This is a genomic window from Clostridium sp. CMCC3677, assembly GCF_023845585.1.
GTDB lineage: Bacteria > Bacillota > Clostridia > Clostridiales > Clostridiaceae > Clostridium > Clostridium aquiflavi.
On sequence record NZ_JAMQHS010000005.1, the window covers coordinates 281538 to 303456 of the forward strand.

General features: G+C 25.3%; 13 protein-coding genes and 1 pseudogene. 8 read left to right on the forward strand and 6 right to left on the reverse strand.

The window, feature by feature from the left end:
• Positions 1–213: 213 nt before the first annotated feature.
• Both NG901_RS08240 and NG901_RS08245 read right to left on the reverse strand, forming a co-directional pair.
• Positions 214–3357, reverse strand: a complete 3144-nt coding sequence (locus tag NG901_RS08240) for a bifunctional diguanylate cyclase/phosphodiesterase (RefSeq protein ID WP_252213522.1) — start codon at positions 3355–3357, stop codon at positions 214–216.
• Positions 3358–3637: 280 nt separating this feature from the next.
• Entirely contained in the window at positions 3638–7597 is a 3960-nt protein-coding gene (locus NG901_RS08245) for a bifunctional diguanylate cyclase/phosphodiesterase (RefSeq protein ID WP_252213523.1), read from the reverse strand.
• A gap of 430 nt (positions 7598–8027) precedes the next feature.
• Between NG901_RS08245 and NG901_RS08250 the strand changes: the two genes are divergently transcribed.
• Positions 8028–9368 carry a CHAP domain-containing protein gene (locus NG901_RS08250; RefSeq protein ID WP_252213524.1) on the forward strand — a complete coding sequence of 447 codons (1341 nt, stop codon included), beginning with the start codon at positions 8028–8030 and terminating at the stop codon, positions 9366–9368.
• Positions 9369–9469: 101 nt separating this feature from the next.
• Here NG901_RS08250 and NG901_RS08255 read toward each other — a convergent pair whose 3' ends face one another.
• Positions 9470–9721, reverse strand: coding sequence for a hypothetical protein (locus tag NG901_RS08255; RefSeq protein WP_252213525.1), 252 nt, complete (start codon positions 9719–9721; stop codon positions 9470–9472).
• A 151-nt stretch (positions 9722–9872) separates the two neighbouring features.
• Between NG901_RS08255 and NG901_RS08260 the strand changes: the two genes are divergently transcribed.
• From NG901_RS08260 to aroD, 3 genes are all read left to right on the forward strand, one after another.
• Complete coding sequence (locus NG901_RS08260) at positions 9873–11648, forward strand: FapA family protein (RefSeq protein WP_252213526.1); 1776 nt, start codon at positions 9873–9875, stop codon at positions 11646–11648.
• Between the two features lie 215 nt (positions 11649–11863).
• Complete coding sequence (gene pepT / locus NG901_RS08265) at positions 11864–13084, forward strand: peptidase T (RefSeq protein WP_252213527.1); 1221 nt, start codon at positions 11864–11866, stop codon at positions 13082–13084.
• A gap of 149 nt (positions 13085–13233) precedes the next feature.
• A complete protein-coding gene (gene aroD / locus NG901_RS08270) occupies positions 13234–13998 on the forward strand; it encodes a type I 3-dehydroquinate dehydratase (protein ID WP_252213528.1) in 765 nt (254 codons plus the stop codon).
• A 174-nt stretch (positions 13999–14172) separates the two neighbouring features.
• Here aroD and NG901_RS08275 read toward each other — a convergent pair whose 3' ends face one another.
• Positions 14173–14931 carry a DUF3298 and DUF4163 domain-containing protein gene (locus NG901_RS08275; RefSeq protein ID WP_252213529.1) on the reverse strand — a complete coding sequence of 253 codons (759 nt, stop codon included), beginning with the start codon at positions 14929–14931 and terminating at the stop codon, positions 14173–14175.
• 345 nt (positions 14932–15276) lie between these two features.
• Here NG901_RS08275 and NG901_RS08280 point away from each other — a divergent pair.
• A pseudogene (locus NG901_RS08280) lies at positions 15277–17032 on the forward strand (helicase-related protein).
• A gap of 186 nt (positions 17033–17218) precedes the next feature.
• Here NG901_RS08280 and NG901_RS08285 read toward each other — a convergent pair.
• Together NG901_RS08285 and NG901_RS08290 are read right to left on the reverse strand one after the other, a co-directional pair.
• Positions 17219–17764 carry a 50S ribosomal protein L25 gene (locus NG901_RS08285; RefSeq protein ID WP_252213530.1) on the reverse strand — a complete coding sequence of 182 codons (546 nt, stop codon included), beginning with the start codon at positions 17762–17764 and terminating at the stop codon, positions 17219–17221.
• A 242-nt stretch (positions 17765–18006) separates the two neighbouring features.
• Positions 18007–18555, reverse strand: coding sequence for a 50S ribosomal protein L25 (locus NG901_RS08290; protein WP_252213531.1), 549 nt, complete (start codon positions 18553–18555; stop codon positions 18007–18009).
• Between the two features lie 410 nt (positions 18556–18965).
• On the opposite strand from NG901_RS08290, the gene NG901_RS08295 reads away from it, so the two are divergent.
• From NG901_RS08295 to NG901_RS08305, 3 genes are all read left to right on the forward strand, one after another.
• Complete coding sequence (locus NG901_RS08295) at positions 18966–20057, forward strand: ribose-phosphate pyrophosphokinase (RefSeq protein ID WP_252213532.1); 1092 nt, start codon at positions 18966–18968, stop codon at positions 20055–20057.
• Positions 20058–20355: 298 nt separating this feature from the next.
• Positions 20356–20853 (forward strand): RNA polymerase sigma factor, encoded by a 498-nt coding sequence (locus tag NG901_RS08300; RefSeq protein WP_252213533.1) that lies wholly within the window; start codon positions 20356–20358, stop codon positions 20851–20853.
• A complete protein-coding gene (locus tag NG901_RS08305; RefSeq protein ID WP_252213534.1) occupies positions 20831–21838 on the forward strand; it encodes a hypothetical protein in 1008 nt (335 codons plus the stop codon). The genes NG901_RS08300 and NG901_RS08305 overlap by 23 nt, the downstream gene beginning before the upstream one ends.
• Positions 21839–21919: the final 81 nt, after the last annotated feature.

Sequence of the window (21919 nt, forward strand, 5' to 3'; positions counted from 1 at the left end):
TAATATATTCCTCCTAAAAAGTCTGTACAAATAATTATATTATAGAAAAAACATAATTTCAAAGATATTAAATATTTATTTTTGATTTTAAATTTTACTGCAATTACTGTATTTTCACAAATAAAAACCCTTATAGTAGCTAAAAATCATATAAGAATTTTTATATCTACTATAAAGGTTACACTTTATTAAGGATAAATTATTTTTAGATATTTAAGGATTAAATTTTTTTTCAAATTCATCAACTGGTATAGGCTTTGAAAAAAAGTATCCTTGAACCATATCACATCCAATCTGAGTTAAAAAATCTACTTGAGCTTGAGTTTCTACTCCCTCAGATAAAACTGAAATATTAAGATCTTTAGCCATTTTTACAATATTAGATACGATTATTTTTTCATTAGCACTTACATTGTTGTTAGGAAAAAAGCTTTTATCTAATTTTAAAACATCTATAGGAAGTTCCTTTAAAAGATTTAAAGAAGAATATCCAGCCCCAAAATCATCCATTGAAAAAGTAAATCCAAGGTTTTTTAATTCAGTTATTTTACTTAATACTTCTTTTATATTATCAAGAAAAATATTTTCAGTAAGTTCAAGCTCTATTAAATTTATTGGAATACTATATTGTTTAATTAGAGTGATTAATCTAGAGATAAAAGTATCATTATTTATATGAACTCTTGATACATTCATAGAAATCGGTAGCAGTCTCTTTTTATTATCCATCCAATTACGAAGAACTTTAAAAACTTCTTCATAAACATAAAAATCTAACTCAACAATAAATCCATTTTTCTCAAACAAGGGAATGAATTTTCCGGGATAAAAAATCACATTATCAGGGGTAATCCATCGTACAAGAGCTTCAGCGCCAACTAATTTTTTTGTAGAAAGTTGAATTTTGGGTTGTAAATATATTACGAATTCTCTGTTATCTAAGGCATCAATCATACGATTTTCTATCTTTTTTTCTTCAGTAGCTTTTATATGAAGTTTAGAATCATAAAATGCAAATTGGCTTTTATGTGAACCTTTAATAGTTTTTCGAGCTATATTCGCTTTGTCAATCATTGAAACTAAGCTATCATTTACATTAGTTATTAAATAAATCCCACTAATTATAGAGATTTTTATATGATTAAATTCTTCTTTTTGAAACTTTAATATTTCATTATTAAAATTTATAAGTCTATTTTTAAATTTTTCAATATCAGTGTATTTTATAAGAGTTAAAAAATTATCAGAAGAAGCTCTACATACTAATTCATCTTTGTCAAGAAGTGTAGATAAAAGATAAGAAAATTTAACTAAAACTTTATTTCCAATAGCATAACCAGCAGTCTCATTTATATATTTAAATTTATCAAAATCTGAACATATAAGTGCATATTTATTATTTGACTTATTTAATAGTTCATTAGCCATTACTTCGAATTTTGGTAATGTCATTAAGCCTGTTAAAGAGTCTTTAGAGATAATTCTATCTAAAAAATTTGTTATATCAGAAAAATACATTAGTCTTGCTTGAATATTTTTAGGTAAGGTTATTTTACAAGCTGTCATACTTATCCAAGTTTCGAGTACTGGATTAAAAAATTCAACTGTATTAGTATTATTATCATAATTTAATTTAGATAATGGACAATGCATACAAGGAATATCGCTATTAAAAAAAGCTTTATAACATACTTCACCGCATTTTGCAGTTGGAAAGATGTTTTTTAAATTAGGACTCATATATAATAGCTCATAGCTATCATCTTTTAAAACATAGGTATATAGATTTTGATTTTTGGCAATGGATTGGAAAAAATGTTTTTCTTCTTCAAGACGTTGAGTAGTGCGTATCTTCAACAAATAAGAAGCTATTATTTTTGTTATTGTAGTAAACAACTTGATTTCATTTGCAGTCCAAAAATGATTTTCATAGGAATTATAGAAGTTAACACATCCTTTATACTGTTCATTATCTTTTATAAGACATTGTAAAAATGATTTTACATTAAGCTTATCATAAAGCTTTTTATTTTTTTCTGGCAGAATTAAATTTGAATAATCGTTACAAATAAATACATCATCATTATTAAAGATAGAAAAATAATATAGCCAATCATTAAACAATAAATTTTTCAGCTCATTTTTATAACAAGGTATTTCATAATTACACCATTCATGCGTAATATTAAAATTAGTATCCTCTGAGGAATATTTTAGTATGCTTATTCTACTTAAATTAAAGTACTCCCCAATTTTAGATAAAATCAAAACTATAGCATCATCGATATCTTTAGTTTCAGAGAGTATATCAAATGAGTATGAAATTAATTTATTTTTAAAAGTGTTATTATATCTGTTGTACAAATTGTTTTTTGAATGAAAATTGAAGATATCACTTTCTTTAAAAACATCTATTTTATTTTTATCATAGAATTCAAAGCAATCCTTACCATATCTTTTAGCTAAATAAAGAGCATGATCAGATTTTTCAAAAAGGTCATAATAAGCAATCCCATCATTTGGATAAATAGATATTCCAATACTGCAAGAAATACTATGACTTTTATCTATATATATATTTTTTATAGAATTACAAACTGTATAAGCCTTAGTGGTAATCATTTCTGTATTAATAATGTTTTTAAAAAATACAATAAATTCATCGCCTCCAACACGTCCAACAATGTCATCTTTGTCAAAACAAGATTTTAAAGTATCGGAAACTTTTAATAAGATATTATCACCGAACATATGACCTAAATTATCATTTATAGATTTAAAATTATCAATATCAATAATCATAAGAGCATGTGAGGTTAAAGTATTACTTTTTAAGAAGTCTTCAATTAATACTTTACTTGCGGTTTTATTATATAACTTAGTTAGAGGATCTAATTGAATTTTTAATTTTAATGTTTCAATCTCTAATTTTTGATGAGTATTTTTATTTTCTGTTATATCATTAAGAATACATATAAATTGATAATTGCAATTTTTATTAGATATACACCGACCCATTAGAAGTAGCCAACTAAAATTAGTATCATTTTTATTAATTCTAAATTCAATTTTAATATCGTCTCCAACATTATGTTTAGTCACAAAAATGTTCTTAAACAAATCTATATCTTCTTTATAAATGATTGAAAGAACATCATTTTTACAATCTTTATTAAAAATATCTTTCTTTAATCCAAGAATCTTAAAAAATTCAAGATTTGCGTAAGAGATTTTAAAAGAATTATTAAAAACAATAGTAGCTAATCCACATAAATCAGAATTATAAAATAATTTAATTAAAAATTTATTGAGAATTGGTTGTAGTAAAGAAGTTATTTTATCTTTAAGTTTACTCATAATATATCCTCGCTTTTATAAAATATAAAATAGTATTAAGAAATTATAAGTTTAAGTTGTTATTTTATCACTATTTTTTATAAATATTAAAGAATACAAGGTAGGGAAGTGATAAAATAATTTTTTCTAATCTTAAAATAAAGTTAAGTATTAATAATAAGGATAACTTAACTAAAGATTAGAATGATTTGAAAACAAGTTTCTTAATTTATTATATTTACATACTAATGCTAAGGTGCAATTTTCTAAATAAAAAAAGTGGCTAATTGCCACCTCTTTTTTATCCCCATAATTTTTTTTCAAACATTTTGATAGGCATAGGTTTATCAAAAAGATATCCTTGAGCCATATCACAACCAATCTCAGTTAAAAAATCTACCTGTTCCTTTGTTTCAATACCTTCCGAAATTACTATTATATTTAAATCTTGAGCCATTTTAACTATATTAGAGATTATTACTTTTTCCTTTGAATTTATAGCTGAATTAGGAAAAAATTCTTTATCTAATTTTAAAACATCAATAGGTAAATCTTTTAAAAGATTTAATGATGAATATCCAGAACCAAAATCATCAATAGAACAAGTAAATCCAAGAGCTTTTAACTTAATAATTGCATTAAGTAAAACTTGAATATTATCAAAAAATATACTTTCAGTTAACTCAAGTTCTATTAGGTTAGTCGGAACGTTATATTTTTCTGTCAATTTTTTTAATCTAGGAATAAAGTCACTATCATTTATATGAGACCTAGACACATTTAAAGAAATAGGTATAACTTTTTTACCTTCTTGTATCCATGAATTCATTTTTTTAAATACCTCTTCATAAACATAAAAATCTAATTCAATTATAAAACCATTCTTTTCAAATAAAGGAATGAATTCATTTGGTGGTATAAGTTTTTTACTTGGGCTCATCCACCTTACCAAAGCTTCAGCTCCAACTATTGTTTGAGTTGGAAGGTCAATTTTAGGTTGCAAATATACTAAAAATTCGTTATTTTCAAGTGAAGAAAACATTAAATTTTCAATTTCTTTCTCTTTGGTAATTTTTAAATGCAATTCATGGTCATACAAAGCATATTTACTTTTATGAGATCCTTTAATTGTTTTTCGTGCAATATTGGCACGATCTATCATTAAAGATAAGTCTGTATCTTCTGAGTTTATTAAATATACACCACATATAACTGGAATTTTTAAATTATTAAAATGTATTTTTTGAACTTCTATGAAATTTTCATTAAAATTCTTAAATCTATTTTTTAAAGATTCTAGATTATCATATTTTAATAATATAATAAAATTATCTGCAGAAGCTCTGCAAATTAATTCTCCAGCAAACAAGAATGAAGAAACAAAGTGTGCAAAATGGACTAAAACTTTATTTCCAATAGCGTATCCAGAAGTTTCATTTATATATTTAAATTTATTAATATCACAATAAATAAGAGCAAACTTAGTATAAGATACATTTGTTAGTAAGTTTTTTGCAAGCACCTCAAATTTAGCTAAAGTGAGAGCACCTGTTAAAGTATCTTTTGAAGTTATTCTATCAATAAAATTAGTTACATTAGAAAAACAAATTAAGTTTGCTTTATTGTCTAATGATAAATTTATTTCAGAAGCAGTAGTACTAATCCAACCTTTTAAAAAACTATTATAAAATTCTATTGTGTTGCTACGAATATCCTTTTTATAGAGGTCAGTAAGAGGGCAGTATTTACAAGGAATATCACTATTACCAATAACTTTATAACATACATCCCCAACTCGAGCATTAGGATATAGATCTTGGGTATTAGGACTAAGATATATAAGCTTATATGAATTTGGTTTTAACATGTAAGTATATAAACTCTGATTTTTAGCAACAGCTTGGGTTAAAAGTTTTTCACTTTCTAAAAGTTCCTTAGTACGCATATTCAAAAGATAAGAACCTATTATTTTAGTTATTGAAGTAAAAGATTCAATTTCAAAGTCTGTCCATACATGGTTTTCATAGCAGATATCAAAGCAAACACATCCTTTAAATTTACCATTATCAAGAATTGGACTTTGAAAAATAGATTTACTTTTAAGTGATGCATATAGCTTACTTAATTTATTAGGTAAATTATATGTATAAATATTTGAACAATTCAAATTACCGTTTTTATAAAAATTAATCAAATAAGTTTTCAAATTATTAAATTCCAAGTTCTGCATGATATACTTTGAAGGCAATATATTATTATCACACCATTCATAAGTGGTTCCAAGCAATGTATCATTATCAGAAGTTTCTAAGATACTTATACGACTTAATTTAAATGAAGTACCTATTTTAGCTAAGATTAAATTTATTGCACTATTAACATCTTTTGTTTCGGACATTATATCAAAAACATAATTACAAAAGTTATTTTCGAATCCATGAATAAATCGTCTATAACTTTCATTTTCAGTATAATAATTAAGTAAATGATCTTCATTTTTATTAGAAGAATTTAATTTAGGATTAAATAGTTCAAACTTATTTTTTCCATTATTTTTTGAACTATAAAGGGCTTTATCAGCTTTTTTAAATAGTTCATCATACGTAGTTCCATGAGTAGGGTATATAGATATACCTATACTACATGAGATTTTAAAATCGTTATTTTCTCCAGTATAAATGTCTTTAAAAACATTACAAAGATCATTTGCTTTTTGAGCTATTAATTCATAGGAACCAATATTTTTTATAAAAATTATAAATTCATCTCCACCAATACGTCCTACAATGTCGGATTCTTTAAAAACCTTTTTTATACTAGATGAAACTTCAGAAAGAACAGAATCACCAAACATATGACCTAAGTTATCATTTACCGCTTTAAAATTATCAATATCAATAATCATAAGTGCATGATATTTTTCTTTAGCAACTGTAGTAATATATTTTTCAATTAGAGACTTAGTAACCACTTTGTTGTAAACTTTAGTAAGTGGATCAAGTTGTGCTTTTAATTTTAAAGCTTCATTTTCTCTTTTTTCTTTATCTATATTTACTATATTTCCAATTGCCTTAATTGGTTTTTTATCATCAAACAATATAGTTGCTTGCACTTTAAACCATGTGTATAAATTATTAATACCATTAATTCTAAGATCTGTTGTAATAAAATCTTTTCCAGATGAAAGGGATTTCATTAGATTTAAGAATTTAGGTATATCTTCTTTATAAATTAGATTACTGTTTATTGTTTCATAAACAAAATTAGGTATATTGTAATCTTTTCCAGTAATATTAGTATATTTAATTGAATAAACCATTTTACAAGTTAGAATATCATAATCAAATAATATATTGTTTGATTGTTCAGCAATTATTTTATAACGTTTTTTTTCTAATTCTAAATCATGTTGTATTTGCTTAGATTCGGTAATATCAACAAGTATACAAAGAAATTCAGGCAAATTTTTATCAGTAATAAATTTATGACCACTTAGTAAAATCCAAATTGTTTCTCCGTTTTTTTTCTGTAATTTTATTTCTACTTTTATACCATTATTAATAGATGTATTATGTAACAAGGGGTCTGTTAATTTAACTAAATCTTCTTTATTAATAATTTTAATAACTTGATTATTCATTAAATCTTTAAATTCTTCACGCGTATATCCTATTAACTTATAAAATCCATCATTTGCATAATTAATTGAAAGAAATTCATCACAAGAAATAGTAGCCACTCCATCATCAATACTATTTGTTATGTGTTCAATTTTTATAGTTTTATCTTCTATAATTTTTTGTAAAAGATTATAACTATATTTCCCCATACTTTCAGGGAAAAATTCATTATGTTTTTGTGTAGTATCTGCAACAGAGTTATGAATATGGCATATTTTAAATTTATCATTAACTAATTTACACAATAAGGTTAATCTGGTGGGAACTTTAATTAATGTTTTATTTTCTAAACTACTTTTGTAAGTTACTTCTCCAAATACTAAAACAACCTTATTAGAAATAACAATAGTGTGATACTGTTCTTCTTCAATTTGAAATTTAAGATTACTAGTTTTCTTTTCAAGCTCAAAAAGTCTTAAAGCATCATCTATGTTAGTACAGATATCTTTAGCACCAGTACCAATCCAAGATATACTACTTTCGTCCATATTTTTCAGGATAATTTCAAAGTTTCGTTCTATAAAGTAAGTGTGTACTATTTTTTTAGCGAATATTTCTGCTTGTTGAACAAGTTTGTCCATAATATAGGCCTCTCTTTCACACAAATAAATCTATATAGTAAATAATAATGCTTTTTTTAATATAAAAAATTAAAATTAAATTAGTCTATAACAACTTATAGTATAGCATATTATAAGTTTTAGGAAAATATTATAATAAAAACACTTTTATGTTAATTTATGACCTTATAAGATGCTTATTTAAGAAATATTATACATTAATGTATATATGAGTTGAATTTAGAAAAGTATTGGGTAAATCAAATAAAAAATAATATAAAACTATTGATGAATATTGTAAAAATAATTAAAATATTATGGAAAGTAACTCAATGTTTGCTACTATATATGATATAATTATTTCTAACATATTAAATTATTAAAATAGTAATATTGTTTTAATACAAATGACAAAAGACATTAATAATTGACTTAAGGGGAGAAAAAATAGGTGAAAAAAAGATATCTAACTAAGATAATACTGACTTCTTTAACAATTACCATGTTATTAAGTTTAAATTCAGTAACTGCATATGCTGCATGGCAAAAAGATTCACAAAATAAGTGGAGCTGGCTTGAAAATGATACTAAAGCAACTGGATGGAAAAATATTGATAATTCTTGGTATCATTTTGATGCCAATGGTATTATGAATACGGGATGGTTAAAAGATAATGATGGAAAATGGTATTACTTATTAACTAGTGGAACATTGCAAGTAGGATGGTTTAAGGATAATGATAATAAGTGGTATCACCTATCTAGAAGTGGGGCTATGGATATAGGATGGCTTAAGGATGAAAATAATAAATGGTATTATCTTTCAAATAGTGGTGTCATGCTTACAGGATGGTTAAAAGATAAAAATGAGAAATGGTATTACTTATCAAATGATGGATCAATGGATACGGGTTGGTTAGAATATAATAGTAATATTTATTATCTTAATTCTAGTGGTGAGATGGTAACTGGAAAATTAACAATTGATGGAGAGATATATATTTTTTCTGAAAGTGGTCAATTAATAAGTAAAGAAATATCTAATTCAATTGAAAGTGATGGGACAAGTACTGATGAAATTAGAAAAGGATATGTTATAACAGAAAGTTCACCATTAAATGTAAGAGAAGAACCATTAGCTTCATCAAATATATTAGGAACTGTACCTAAAAAAAGTAAAGTAAAGGTTATAGGAAATGAAGTAAATGGTTTCTATAAAATTTCATATGATAATTTGACCGGATGGTCAAGTAGTGAATGGATAAAACTTATAAGCGATGAAGATGATATAATAGATGATGATTTAAATGAAGAATTAAACGTAGAGCTTGGCGAAGAAAGAACAGGACCACCGTCTCTAGATAATAAATATTATTATTCAAATAATAATATATTTTATAAAGTAAAACTTTCACCACCATTTTTAAAAGATGATGGAAGTCCTATAGTAGGAAACTGCACATGGTATGCATGGGGACGTATATGGGAACTTACTGGACAAGCACCAATTGATGCAAAATTCCTAGGAAATGGATATGAATGGTGGCAATCTAATCTTGATACGGGTAAATATAAAACGGGAAATAAACCTAGAGTAGGAGCTTTAGCAGTATGGAAACCATCTTTAGCAGGTTCAGGTGGATTTGGTCATGTTGCAGTAATTGAAAAAATAGAAAATAATAAAGTATATATATCAGAATCATCTTGGCATGGATCACTGTTTAAATATAGAGAACTATATAATACACAAGATTTATACGGATATATATATTTAGATGAACCAAATTATTAATAAGAACATAATAAAGTTATTAATAAGAACATAATAAAGTGCTCTAACTAAATTTTGAAATATAGTTAGAGCACTTTATTATATTATTTTTAGGCTATGTTTTAAAATCTTTTTTTGTTAGCTAAGTAGTTTTTATGAATTGCATTAAAGAAAAAATTGGTGATTTTTTCATTAGTTTTATCATCATCATCATTTACTTTATTTGAGATATTGTTATAATAAGTCTTAGGTTTTTTAAAATTTTCTTTATTTCTTAATGGTATTACTTTTGCTTCACTTCTAATCAGTTTATTACCGTCTTTTATAGTAGTTGATTTTATGTTATTTTTATATTTAATATACATTAATTCCATGCCTACTTAACCTCTCAATATCATAATTTTTACTTATGATTTAATATATGTCGCTTATTTTTAAAATATACATAATAATTCAATGTTATGTTAATTTTTTGATATTATAGTATAATAAGTATATTAAGGTAATTAAGGGGATCAATGAGAAATGGAATTTGGAGCCAAAGTTGTTAATGGGAAAATAATAATAGTAGATAAGGTTGATAAAGAACTAAGTTCTATAGTTAATCAGCCTATAACCATAAAAGTATGTAACAATATAGAATTATATATCAACAAAAAACGTTGTAAGGTAAATAATGTTTATGAAGTTACATCAAATGATGAAATAGAATGTAAACATGTAAGTACAGAGGAAGTAAGAGAAGCTGTAGTTAATATATCAAAAAATAAAATGAAGGCTTTTATGACAGTAAATTATGCACCTAAAATAGAATATGGTCTTAAAGATAAACAATGTTTTTTAAACTTAGCTTTAACTACTGAAGTAATAAGTGAAAAATATCCAGAGCCTTTTAGTATAATGGAGTTAAAGAATATATTAAAAGAAAAGAGAGTTATATATGGTATAAATGAAGAAGCTTTAAAAATTGTATCAGAAAATAAAGGAAAAGAAATTATTGTTGCTCAAGGGCAAGAGCCTATAACAGATATACCATCTGAAATAAAACCTTTATTTATACAAACTAAAATGTTTTTCCCAGATATTGATTCACAAGAGAAAGTGGATTATAAAAATTTATTTAGAATTTCAAATGTGAAAGCTGGAGATAAAATAGCTGAAATAATTCCAGAAGTTCTTGGAAAAGATGGTATAAATGTATTTGGGCAAATTGTAAAAAAGGACTATATAAGGAATGAACCAATAAAAACATCTAAAGGGTGTAAGATAGAAAATAATGATGTTATAGCATTAATAGATGGGAAAGCACACATATTAAATAGAAGCATTGGAGTTAATCCAGTGTATTCTGTAGAAAGTGTAAATATGGAAACGTGCAATATTGCTTTTTATGGTGATATTGAAGTTTATAATAGCGTTGATGATCACATGAGTGTTAATGCTGGTGGTGCCTTAGATGTAAGCCATAATGTAAATACATCTAATGTAGTTACAGGAGGGGAGATTACGATTTTAGGAAGTGCAATTAGCTCTAAGATTTTATGTGGTCAAATTGATATGCAAAAAAAAGATTATTCTCAGTTATTAAACTTATATAAGAAAAACATTTCATCAATAATTAGTATTATGAAACAAGCAAATTTAGAAAATATGAAAATGGATTTTAGAACAACACTAAACTTAGTAATAGATACTAAGTTTAAAGACTTTAAAAAGATATCTTTAGATATAGTATCAACTAATATAAAAAATAAAATAAGATATAACAAACTAGTGGATCTAATTAGAGATAAGGTTCTTATGAATGGTATGCTTGATTTACATTCTATGAGACAATTAAATAATTTTAATAATATATTAGATAATGAATTAGAATACTATAATAAAAATATTATAGTGCCTTTAGATGTAAAATTGAATTATTGTCAAGATTGCTATATAAAATCCACAGGAAATATTATAATAAATGGTAATGGAGAATATACTTCTTATTTAAATGCTATGAAAGATATAATATTTGCTAAACCTAATTCAGTTGCTAGGGGTGGATTGTTAGACGCACAAGGCAATATAAGTGCAGGAATTGTAGGAAGTAGTGCTTGTGTAGCTACAGCTTTAAAAGTTCCTAAGTCTGGACGAATAAGTGCTACAATTGCTTATCCAAATACAAAGTTTTGCTTTGGAAATTCTACATTAATATTAGAAGAAAAACTTGAAAATATTAATGTGTATTATGATGAACATTTTAGGAGTATTGAAATTTCTAAATCAGCATATAGTAAAGTTGAAAAATATAGTTAAAATAAGATTATATATTAATCTTATTTAGAGTAAAATATTGAAGAAAAGTAATATTTAGATGATAATAATTATATAAAGCAAAATGAAAATACAATAATTATTCCGCCATTGCATTTGGAAAGGGTGCATGGCTAAAAAATCGACAGTTCTAAAGTCGCCTTGGCGATTTTGTTCTATAATGTTATAACTATATTATTAAGAGAGAAGGTAATTAAATGAAAGCTTATGAACGTTTATTAAACTATGCCAAGGTGTATACTACATCAGATGAAAATTCATTAACACATCCAACAACCAAGAGACAATTTGATTTAGCTAATTTACTTGTAGAAGAAATGAAGGCACTTGGTATTGAGAATGTTAGATGTGATGAAAATTGTTATGTTTACGGATTTATTCCAGCAACTAAAGGTTATGAAGACAAAAAGAGTATAGGACTTATAGCTCATATAGATACAGCACCAGCTGCATGTGGAGAAAATGTAAAACCACAAATAATTGAAAATTATGATGGAGGAGATATTATATTAAAAGGAAATAATAGCGTATTATCTCCTAAAAGATTTCCACATCTAAAAACTTTAAAAGGAAGAACTGTCATTACAACTGATGGAACAACACTTCTTGGAGCAGATGATAAAGCTGGTATTGCTGAAATACTTACTGCATGTGAAATTATAATGAATGACAATATACCTCATGGAAAGATCTGTGTAGGTTTTACACCTGATGAAGAAGTGGGTCAAGGTGCCGATCTTTTTGATGTTAAGAATTTTGGAGCAGATTTTGCTTACACAATTGATGGTGGAATAGAAGGCGAAATAGCGTATGAAAATTTTAATGCAGTAGGTGCAAAAATAGAAATAAGTGGAGTATCTGTTCATCCAGGAAGTGCTAAAAACACTATGATAAATGCTTTAAATGTAGCAATAGAATTTAATTCTATGTTACCGGCTTGTGAAAGACCTGAATACACAGAAGGGTATGAAGGATTTTATTATTTAGAAAAATTAAGTGGAAACACAGATAATGCTAGTATGGAATATATATTACGTGATCATGATGCAGAAAAAATTCAAGTTAAAAAGTCTATGATGAAATTAGTTGAAAAACTTCTTAATGAAAAGTATGGAGAAGGAACAGTTAAAGTAACATTAAAGGAGCAGTATAGAAATATGGTTGAACTAGTAAAACCTTGTTTCCATTTAATAGATAATGCAATAGAAGCTATGAAAGACTTAAATGTTACTCCAATTGTTGAACCAATTAGAGGTGGAACAGACGGTGCAAGATTAAGTTATATGGGACTTCCATGCCCCAACTTAGGAACTGGTGGATTTGCATATCATGGTGAATTTGAACATATAACAGTTGAAGGCATGGATATTTGTACAAATATAATAATAGAAATATTAAAAAGATACGCCGAGGAATAATTAAATTTTATTCTCTGGTTATGTTTAAATGAATGTTGATATATGCGTAAGTAAAGGTAGATGGAGTAATTAGAAGAACAAGGTGGCGTAGCTACTTTGTTCTTAATATGATACTTTAGAATAAAAGATAGGCATGGAGGAAATTGGGGATGGCAAAGGTTGTTGAAGTTAAGGGCATAAAAATAGGTGATGGTATACCTAAGATATGTGTTCCTATTATAGGCATAACAAGTAAAGAAATATTAGAAGAATCAAGAAGTTTAAAAGATTTAAATTTAGATATAGTTGAATGGCGTGTTGATTTTTATGAGTATGTTGATAATATAGAAAAAGTAAAAGATACTCTTTTAAAATTGACGAAAGCTTTAAATGGTATACCAATTCTTTTTACGTTTAGAAGTAAAAAAGAAGGAGGAGAAAAAGAAATTGCTATTGAATATTACATAAAATTAATTCATGAAATAATAAAAACTAAATTAGTAGATCTAGTTGATGTTGAATTATTTACAGGTGATGATTTTGTAAAAGAAATAGTAGAAGTTGCACATAATAATGAAGTTAAGGTTGTTATGTCAAATCATGATTTTTTAAAAACTCCATGTAAAGAAGAGATTGTATCTAGATTAGTTAAGATGATAGAATTAAATGCTGATTTACCTAAAATAGCAGTTATGCCTCAGGATAAAAATGATGTTTTAACTTTACTTTGTGCTACAAATGAAATTAAACAAAAATATCCTGATAATGCAATAATAACTATGTCTATGAATGGCATTGGAGTTATAAGCAGATTAACTGGAGAAATTTTTGGATCTTGTTTAACTTTTGGTGCTTCAAAAAAAGCATCAGCTCCTGGTCAAATAGGAGTTCAAGAATTACATTCTGTACTTCAATTATTGCATAAAAGTATATAATTTAAAGGGAGCTGTTACTAGAACTGCTCCCTTTTGATATATAGAAAATTGTAGAATTTTAATATATATTTCTTATAAGGTCTATAGATTTCCAGAGCATGAACTTTCAATTTTTATTTGTAAAATGCTAACTAAAGCTTAGTGAAGTTACTTAATTTATTGTTTAAATTTTTTCTAATGATTTATAGAATTATGGTATAAATAGTTTTCACCAAATAAACTTAAAGAAATTTTGAATTCTGGCATTCCACAGCAGTAAGGTGCAATTTCATATTGTTGATAATATATTATAAGATTATCTCCATCAATATAAAAATTTACATCATCATTGATTCCTTCAAAATTTATTGCAGATTCAAAATAATTTTCGGGATTAGTAGCAATTTGTTTTGATATTGAATCATTTATTATTTTTTTATAATCATATCCATTAGTAAACAAATTATTTAAAGACACTAAATCCTTTGTATTTTTATCAATTGTATATGAACTTCTTAATGTATTTCCATGAGCTCCTCCAGAATATCTATAGATATCCATATATAAGCTTATTAAAGAATCAGATTGGTTAGTTAGTTTATAATCTATATTTACTTCATATGGAAAAGCTACAAATTCTTTCCCAAACATATCAAAATCCTCTTTACTGTAAGCTCTCATTTCACTTAAAAGTAAATCAATATCATTATTAATTTTTTTGTTTAAAATGTTGATTTTTTCATTATTATCTTCAGCTTTAAAGTTAAATAATTTAATATTTTCTTTTAAGTATGCTGAGTCATTAGCTATAGTATTTTCTACTACTTGTATTTTTGAAGTATCATTAATAATAGTAGCAGCATTTGCCTTTTGTCCATAACCTAAAAATATACTGGTAGTCATTATTAGTGCCAAGCTAGCTAATATTATTTTACGTATATAATTTCTTTTCATAGTATCGTCTCCTTACTGTTTTTTATTTCTTTAATACTATATTAATTCAAAATTTACCAAACTTTGTTACAAATGACTTACAAAAGAATTTCAAATAGTTTGCTTTTATAATGATAAAGTTAATAAATCAAATGATATTTTGTATATGTATAAGTAAAGATGAATGGAGTAATAGTATTAACGAAAGAAAACATTTAATTGTGATATAATAAAAATAAGTTATGTTTTAAGTAAATTTTAGTACAAATCTAAATTAGAAATATGGGTTTCAAGTTAATAGTTTAATTAAAAAATTTTAAAAACACAGGGTAGATAAATTCTTGAGTATATTTTGGAGGTTTTTTAATGAAGAAAAATGCAGCGCAAAGAGAATTTAAGAAGTATAAAAGTCAAATAAATCAAATAGAGGAGATAGTAGAGCATTCAAAACCAGGAGCACTTATAGAACATGAAAGTTCAATAAGAAAAAAGTTAAGACATCTTAAGGAATTTGAGAATCAAGGGTTAAAGGGTTTCAATGAAGTATATGAAAAATATGAGGAGCTCTTAGAATATGTTTCTAAGAGAATGCTTGATTATTATAATAATAAAAATAATACAGATTTTGATTTTCATCAAGTTGTACGTGGAAATTATAACAACTTTTTAAATCAAGGTTTAATGACAGTATTAACTAAAATGCATATACCAAAATTAATAGCAAAAGAATTTGAAGAAAAATTTCCAACTAATCCAAAAGATGAATATATTCATACTAGATATATGAAAAGAAAATTTTATATTCATTTAGGTGATACTAATACTGGTAAAACTTATAATGCAATAGAACGCCTTAAAACTGCAAAGAATGGAGTTTATTTATCTCCACTTAGAATTCTTGCGTTAGAAAACTTTGAAAAGCTTAACAAAGAGGGCATAGTTTGTGACTTATTAACTGGAGAAGAAGAAATAATAAAGGTTGGAGCTACTCATGCTTCATGTACAATAGAAAAGGTTAATTTAAAAGAACATTATGATATAGCTGTAATTGATGAAATTCAAATGATTAGTGACACTCATAGGGGAATGGCATGGAGCAAATCTGTGCTTGGATTGCAATGTGATGAAATACATATATGTGGAGCAGCTAATGCGAAATATATTAGAGAAAATGATAAATGATTGTAATGATGAATATGAAATAAAAGAGTATAAAAGATCTATTCCACTTGAAGTTGAGTATAAGAACTTTAACTATAATGACGTTAAAGATGGAGATGCTATTGTAGTTTTTTCTAAAAAGAGAGTATTAGAGATAGCAGAAGATTATTCAAGAGAAGGAATAAAAGCCAGTGTGATATATGGTGATTTACCACCAGAGGTTAGAAGAATGCAATATGAACAATTTGTAAATAAAGAGACAAGGGTTCTTGTAACTACTGATGCTATAGGAATGGGAGTTAATTTACCTATAAGAAGAATAATTTTTTTAAGTATAAGAAAATTTGATGGAGAAGAAGTAAGAGAATTAACTTCACAAGAAGTAAAACAAGTTGGTGGGAGAGCTGGAAGAATTGGTATTTATGATGTAGGATATATTGCAGGAGTAGGCGGTACAGCGGATTTTATTAAATCTAAATTAGAAGTTGAGGATAATATTATAAGAAAAGCTGTAATTGGTCCATCAGATGCAATACTTCAAATACAAAGCTTACCATTAAATGAAAAGTTAGCTCTTTGGAGTACTAGAGAAGAAAAATTAGATTATTATACTAAAATGGATATTAGTGAGTATATTTTAATTTTGGATAAAATAAAGAAATATAAATTAAAAGAAGAGGATGAATGGGATTTATTAAAAGTACCTTTTGATGTATCAAGAGATGAATTAATGGAGACGTTCTTAAATTATGTAGATGAATTATTTATTAACAAACAAGATGAATTATTCATTCCAGAATGCTACACAGGAAATTTAGATGACTTAGAAATATATTATCAAAAGATAAACATGTATTATTCATTTTCTAAAATATTTAATTTAAAGTTTGATGCTAAATGGGTTTATGATGAAAGAATGAAAATAAGTGAAGCTATAAATGAAATATTAGTAAAAATGTAAAATGAAGTTGTTTAAATACACTGTTAAAACCATAGCCTAAATTTAAAAGAAGATAATTCAAATAACGAATTATCTTCTTTTTAAAATAATTAATTAATTTTATTCTATAAAATAAGTAAGATACATATCTCTAGTGAAATATGTATTAATTGTTTTAACATAATATATTATTTTTTAGTGAAAAGATTAAAGGCAAGGATTTACAACAGCTAATAATGTCTTAGGATCAGTTGTTACCAATATGTCTTCTGGTACACTAATATCTTCAACAAATAGTTTATCCTCACAATTCATCTTAGCTACATTAACTTCAAGAAATTCAGGTATTTTTTCAACATTTCCTTGGAAGTCTATAAAAGGAGTAAATGTTTCTAATACTAATCTTTTGGTTTCTAAATTTTCTTGGCCAATATATTTGATTGGAATTCTCATTTTAATTTTTTCATTTGGTTTTACATATTGAAAACTTACATGCAAAATTTCTCTAGGGTTAAGTTTTTGTATCTCCTTAACTACACAATTTAACTTTTTATCATCTAAATTTAGAGTTATAATAGAACCACTATTATTATTTCTTATCATCCTATGAAGTTCAGCATTGCACATTTTTATAGAAATTGATTCTTCTAAGAATTCACCAAAAATTACTCCTGGAATTAGACCAGTTTTTCTAAGTTTATTTTTATTTTCTTTTGTATTTCTTTCGTATACCTTAAATGCTATATTTGGCATAATAATAACCTCTTTTCTAATTTTTATAATTTAAATAGTAGTTTTTATTAAGCTCACAAAAGATACGTTAAGGTGCATAAATCCATACAAAAATGAATTTGAACGCATAAGTAACTACATCAAGAGCTTAACATTAAAGCTCCACATATGCATCATCCTCCTTTTGTTTAGTAGTTCAAGTATAATAAATATATACTTTAAAGTCAAATATAGGAAATGAAAAGAGGCAATATAAATAGGAATTATTCAATAAAAGGAGTTATAACAGCTAATAATGTTTTAGGATCAGTCATTACTAACACATCATCTGGTACATTGATATCCTCAACAAATAATTTATCTTCACAATTCATTTTTGATACGTTAACTTCAAGGAATTCAGGAATTTTTTCAACATCTCCTTGGAAATCTATAAAAGGAGTAAATGTTTCCAACAACAATCTTTTTGTTTCTAAATTTTCTTGTCCAACATATTTAATAGGTATTCTCATCTTAATTTTTTCATTTGGTTTTACAGATTGAAAGCTAACATGCAAAATTTTGCTAGGACTAAGTTTTTGAATTTCTTTAACTACACAATTAATTTTTTTATCATTTAAATTTAAAGTTATAATAGAACCACTATTGTTATTTGTTATCATCTTATTAAATTCACCAGTAGGCATTTTTACAGGAATTGATTCTTTTAAGAATTCACCAAAGATTACACCTGGAATTAATCCTGTTCTTCTAAGACCCTTTTTATTTTCTTTTACACTTCTTTCATATACCTTAAATGATAGATTTGACATAATAAATCCCTCTTTTCTAATTTTTATAATTTATACATATCTTTTATTAAGCTCACAAAAAACAAGTTAAGCTAAAATAAAAGATATACAAAATTAATTTAAATGCAGATTAATTACTATAGAGTTTAGTTAAATTCTATATATAAATGCATCTCTTTATTATTTAATATTTCAAATGTTGGGAAAATATACATTTAAGTTAAAAAGAGTGAGATTAGATAGGAAGAAATAAATAAAATATTTCTAATGATGTATATTATGCAGATTAATAAATATATAGTATAATAGATATATAATATTTTACTAAAATTATGATAACATATTTATATAAATGCATTTTTAGTATATACTGTTAATAGGTAATATATTTAAAAATAAAAGATAAATTATAAATAAAGGGAGAGAAACTAATGACTGAATTAAATCATGAACTTGGAATAATAGCATTAGAAAGCTGTAAAGAGTTAGGTAAGGCCATAGATGACTTTATAAGAACTACTAGAAAAGAAGAAGAGTCATTCTTAATACCAATTAATGAAATAAGATTTTCTAATGGTGAAGGAAAGGTTAAGATTTCTGAAACAGTGAGGGGAAAAGATATTTACATATTATGTGACGTTGGAAATTATAGTTGTACATATAAAATGTTTGGTTTCAAAAATCATAAAGGTCCTGATGAACATTTCCAAGACATAAAAAGAACAGTTTCAGCTATTAGAGGAAAAGCTGCTAGAATTACTGTAATAATGCCACTTCTTTATGAATCAAGACAACACAGACGTAAAGGTAGAGAATCTTTAGATTGTGCTTTAGCACTTCAAGAACTTGAAAGATTAGGTGTAGATGAAATACTTACATTTGATGTTCATGACCCTAATATTCAAAATGCTATTCCATTATTATCTTTTGAAAATATTTATCCAACTTATGATATAGTAAAATCAATTATATTAAATGAAAAATCATTAGAGCTTGATAAAGAAAGATTACTAGTAATAAGTCCGGATACTGGAGCAATGGATAGAGCTATTTACTATTCAAGTGTTTTAGGGGTTGATGTTGGATTATTCTATAAGAGAAGAGACCATACAACTATAGTCAATGGAAAAAATCCTATAGTACAACATGAATATATGGGAAGAGATGTTACTGGAAAAGATGTTTTAATTGTTGATGATATGATAGCATCTGGTGAATCTGTTCTTGATATTGCAAAAGAATTAAAAAGCAGAGGCGCTAGAAATGTATATGTAGCTGCCACATTTGCATTCTTTACTGAAGGTCTTAATAAGTTCAATAAAGCTTATGAAGAAGGATTGATAAAGAGAATTTACTCTACTAATTTAACGTATATACCACAATCATTAAAAGATGCTGAGTGGTTTACAAGTGCTGATATGTCAGAATTTGTATCTAGAGTGATAAACAGATTAAACCATGGAAAATCAATTGCTAAATATATGGATGCAACAAGAATAATACATACTTTATTAAATGAATAATATTTAAGGTATTAAACGGAATTTTATTTAATTAAAAATAAGCTATATTATTGTTTTTTCAATAATATAGCTTATTTTAGTATAATAAAGTATATTACATTAATATTAAAGTAAGAATTTTTAATTATTATCTTAATACTTTTAGAAAAGTAATTGTGTAGTATAGCTTGGATATTAAATGAATAATAAGAAAAAATATAGTATTAAAGATAATTATAGATAAATAAAAGAAAATTTCATATTAATGCAACATTTTATGTTACTTAATTGTTTTATAAGTGAAGGGGGAAGCTACCTTATGGGTAATTCACTATATATAGATGAACATATCTCACGAGATTTAGACAAATATGGGGATATGATATTAAGACTTGGATATTCATATATGAAAAATATACATGATGCTGAAGATGTATTACAAGAAGTTTTACTTAAACTAATTCAAGGTACAAATGAATTTGAAAATGAAGATCATAAAAAAGCATGGCTTATATGTGTGAGTAGAAATATTTGTAAAAATAAATTAAAATCTTCTTGGTTTAAAAAAAGAGAAGAGTTTCAAGAGCTTCCATACTATGATACTTATTTAAATCATGATGTTTTTGAGGCTGTTATGAAGTTACCTGCTAAATATAGAGAGGTTATACATTTATTTTATTATGAAGATTATTCTACAATTCAAATTTCAAATTTAATTAATAAAAAGGAATCTACAGTACGGTCATTATTGCATAGAGCCAGAAACATACTAAAAGACAAATTAAAGGAGGAATATGATTTTGAGCAAGAATTATAAAAAGACTATGGATAAAATTACTGTAGATGATGAAATGAAAAAAAGAATACTAAATAATATAGATTCTATAAATCAAGAAAATACAAAAGGCAAATTCAAAAAAAGAAGTTATAGAAGTTTAGGAACTTTAGCAGCAGCAGCGTGCTTTAGTATTATTGTATTTTCAGTTAATGTAAAAATGAGTTTAAATGATAAAATGAAAATGTCATTAAATGACAAAAAAGAAATATCATTTAATCAGATAAAAGATAACAGTAATGAAAGCTCAAATGTAAATGGCATAGACGCAGATACATATGAAGATAATGAAAAGAAATTAGAGTTAGAGGATGAAACTTCATTAGAAAAAACTAAAGATAATTATAATAAAAATTCAGTAAGCAATAACTCAATAAGTAATAATGTGTCAAATAATAATGCAACTAATAAAAGTTCAAATAACACCAAAGAAGAAATTCCTAAAGAAAAAAACATTGAACAAAAAATAGAAACTAATATAAAAGAGAATTCTTTAAATAATTCAGAACCAATAATACAAGCAGCATATGATAATAATTACACTGATAGTAATAAAATTAAATCAGTTCAGAATTATGAAAACTTAAATAGAAATTTTAAAAATTTAGATGAATTAAATTCAAACATAGATTTTTCTATCAAAACACCTCAAGAAGTTATAGAAAATAAAGATATAAAAAATATAAACCTTAAAGAAAATAATAATATATTAATAAGTTATGAAAATAGTAATGTGAAATTAGATCTTGAAGTGAAGAAAGAGCTTTCTAAAGAAGATAATACTTCTAATTTTAAATATGAAATAGAAAAGAGTTTAAATATAAATGATAAAATTGTTTCATTAAAAGGAAATGATGATGTTATTAACACTGCAAAATGGAATGACAATGATTTATCATATTCTATAAATTCAGATAAGGGAATAAGTGAAGAAAACACTATAAAAATTATTGAAAGTGTAAAATAAATATTTATTAAAATATATACTAAACAAGTGTTGATATATGCATAAGCAAAGTGGACTGAGTAATTGAACTTAGGAATGCTA